Origin of the sequence: Maribacter sp., assembly GCF_049667165.1 — a bacterium.
Lineage (GTDB): Bacteria > Bacteroidota > Bacteroidia > Flavobacteriales > Flavobacteriaceae > Maribacter_A.
The window spans coordinates 1-3,348 of record NZ_JBATHS010000359.1; the positions used below are offsets into that span (position 1 = coordinate 1).

The following is a 3,348-nucleotide window of genomic DNA, read 5'->3' on the forward strand; positions in this document are numbered from 1 at the left end:
GTCGTAGGCCAGATGATGTACTTTTTCTGTATTTGCATTGTTTATACTCTCAAAAATAGTGTTCAGTTGTACCACTTTACAGAAATATTTAGGAGGTATTCCTATAATTTTTATAAAAAGTCTTCTGAAATGCCGCAAGCTCAAGCCGGCCCTTTCACTAAGTTCCTTGATGCTTAATTGACCGTCACTTTTATATATCTCAGTCAAGGCCTGGTCGAGCCAAGGTACTGGTGACAATCTACCTGGTATGAGTTGCTCTAAATAATGCATCATCAGGGGTAGTCCATGTAATGGATCTTGACAAGAATCCAACGCTTTAAAAAGTTCGGCTGTATTTTTGGGAGAAATTTCCTCCACCGCCAACCAGCGGTTTAAAGATAGATTCCCAAGAATATGGAATAGGTAATAGGGAGTGGTTGGGTGCATAAGAAATCCTATCTGTCCAAAACGACCTTGTATTTCAATCATCGGGATCTGCCCTTGTATTTGTCCAGCTAGGTTCAATGTAGAGGGAGCTCTCGACGCTCGACCATTAATATGCAATATTGGAAAACTACCATAAACATTAATAAATACGGGAAAGCCGTTCGGATAAACAGGAAAACTTAGATGAATAGCATCTTCAGTATGACCATGAATTGCTGTAAGCAAGAAAGGTTTAAGGCTCTCAGGAATTTTGCATTCTAGTCTTTCAGCGAAAGCCTTGATCATCTTATAAATGTTTTAGTTGCTTCTTGGACATTTACAATGTCCTTTTTTTACAATACGTACCTATATAAAGATACTATTTTGTTAAGGTATGGAAAACTACCCATGGACGAACTTCTTTGGCATGAAACGAATAAAGGCATTTTTCTATGTCGTAACCGTTCTTTTCACGCTATACTTACATGGTCAAGATCAAATAACATTCAGACAACTTTCGATTAAGGATGGACTTTCGCAGAACTGCGCCATATCTATAAACCAAGACAGTCTTGGCTATCTCTGGATAGCGACACAAGACGGGCTGAATAGGTATGACGGAAAAAAGTTCGAAGTATACCCATTTAATTTCACCGATATTACCAGGCCAACCTATAGTCATTTAGGAAAAGTGTATATAGACAGACGGGATAACATATGGTGCATACCTGCGAGCCATGTTCTTAACAAACTTAATAGGGTAACCAATGAATTTGAAACAATATCCGAAATAAAAAATGCCAGTATCATTTTTCAAGATGCTGAACTTAATTTTTGGATTGGCACCTATACCGATGGGTTTTATAAAATGGACCCCGAAAATTTTCAAGTACAAAAGATCGATTTGGGGGCCGCTCCCGGGGGTATTTATGCAATTGCCGAAAAACGGAAAATGGTGATCATTACCACTGATGTTGGAATTTTTGAGGTAGATAAATCGACTTCAAAGGTCACCATAGTTTCACCCACTACTTTTCAAGGGGTAAGGATTGACCATAAATTCAGCACAATTGTTGTAGATGGCAACGGTCGTCAGTGGTTCGGTACTTATGGGGGTGGACTTTATTTTAGGGACAATGGGGAAGCATTTTTGAGCAGTTCTACTGAACTGCCCTTGAATATACCCCTTCCCCTAGATCTAAATATTTTATGCCTATATCTAGATGCCAAAGAAAGGTTATGGATAGGCACCTATGGTCAAGGCCTTTTTTTGATAGACCTAAAGAATTATACGGCCAAACAATTCATGGTCGAAAAATACAATCCCAAGGCACTGCATTATAACGATATCCTAAGTATTTATGAAGATTATACAGGAACCATTTGGTTTGGAACAGATGGTGCAGGACTAAGTTATTACGACGAGAATCTTGAAAAATTTAATTCCTTTACCAATTTTCAAATTCCTGAGAATATCAATATTGACGTGGTTCGGTCTATTGCCGTTGACGCCTCTGGTTCTAATTGGATTGGCACATCGGGGAAGGGTTTGACGCAATACCGACCGGGATCCAATAGTTGGCGAACCTTCCGGATGGATGGTTCCAAAGACAATTCACTTCTTTCTGACCGTATTATAAGCCTTCATGCAGACGATACTGGGGATCTCTGGATTGGAACACAGGGGGGTGGCCTGTCTATTATGGATAAGAAGGGAACTATTACCAACTATATTGATAATACTAAAGCAAAGTTAGGGGCTATCAATATATGGGATATTTTTAAAGATGGCCATGGTAGGTTTTGGTTGGGAACCGGTGAAGAGGGGCTTGTTCAATTCGATAAGACACGGGGTGTTATGGCCAAGTATGATACGATCCTTAACAAGGACAAAGGCATGGCCTTAAAGAACATTAGGGTCATAACGGAAGATGGAGATGGAAATTTATGGTTGGGGACTGATGCTGACGGTATCGCAAAATTTGATGTAAATGAAGGTAGATTTTCAATGTTCCAACATGATTCGATTGCAAACTCAATATCCATAAATAGTATTAAGAGCCTCTACTACGCCCCTAATAATGTAGTATGGATTGGCACGTATGGAGCAGGTCTGGACGCATATGACATTGCCACGAATACATTCTACAACTACGGACAACATGATGGTCTTGCAAATAATGTGGTTTATGGTATTCTGCCCGATACGAAGGGGGCCTTATGGCTCAGTTCGAACAAGGGTATTACAAAATTCACTCCGGGCCGGAACCTCACTTCGGCACCAACAATCATAAATTACACAAACTATGATGGTTTGGCATCTGAGTTCAATACGGGCGCCTATTTTTCGGGTCAGGATGGGCAGTTATATTTTGGGGGCCTAGAAGGCTTCTATTGGTTTAATCCAGATGAAATAAGAAAAAACACAATAAGGCCCAAAACAACCATCACACATCTAAACGTTGTTGGGAAACCTCGAAAAATTCTATCCGGACTTCGTTTAAAGTACAATGAAAACACAGTGACCTTTGAGTTTTCGAGTATGCAATATTCACTCCCACAAAAAAACCTTTATAAATACAGACTGGTTGATTATGAAAATAACTGGGTAGAGGCGGGGAATACCAATTTCGTAAGGTACACCAGGCTTCCACCCGGAGCGTACAGCTTTGAAGTAAAATCGAGCAATTATGATGGGTATTGGAACGATGCCCCAGAGGTGTTCCATTTTACCATTTCACCCCCATGGTATTTTAATTCGTGGTCGAAGTCGCTCTATGCGTTATTACTGCTATGCCTGGGATTTGCCATCTACAACTATTTAAAATGGCGCTTAAAAATGCAATTTGATTTAAGGCAAAAAGAAGCGGAGGCGTTGAGGTTCAAAAGGCTAAATCAGTTAAAATCAAAACTCTATACCGATATTTCCCATGAGTTTAAAAC

General features: G+C 39.8%; 2 protein-coding genes. One reads left to right on the forward strand and one right to left on the reverse strand.

The window, feature by feature from the left end; all coding sequences use genetic code 11:
* Window positions 1-711, reverse strand: a 711-nt coding sequence (locus WBM98_RS16390; protein ID WP_424367098.1) for a hypothetical protein, incomplete at its 3' end; no start/stop codon positions are given.
* A gap of 88 nt (window positions 712-799) precedes the next feature.
* Between WBM98_RS16390 and WBM98_RS16395 the strand changes: the two genes are divergently transcribed.
* On the forward strand, window positions 800-3,348 hold a 2,549-nt coding region (locus WBM98_RS16395; RefSeq protein WP_424367099.1), incomplete at its 3' end, for a ligand-binding sensor domain-containing protein.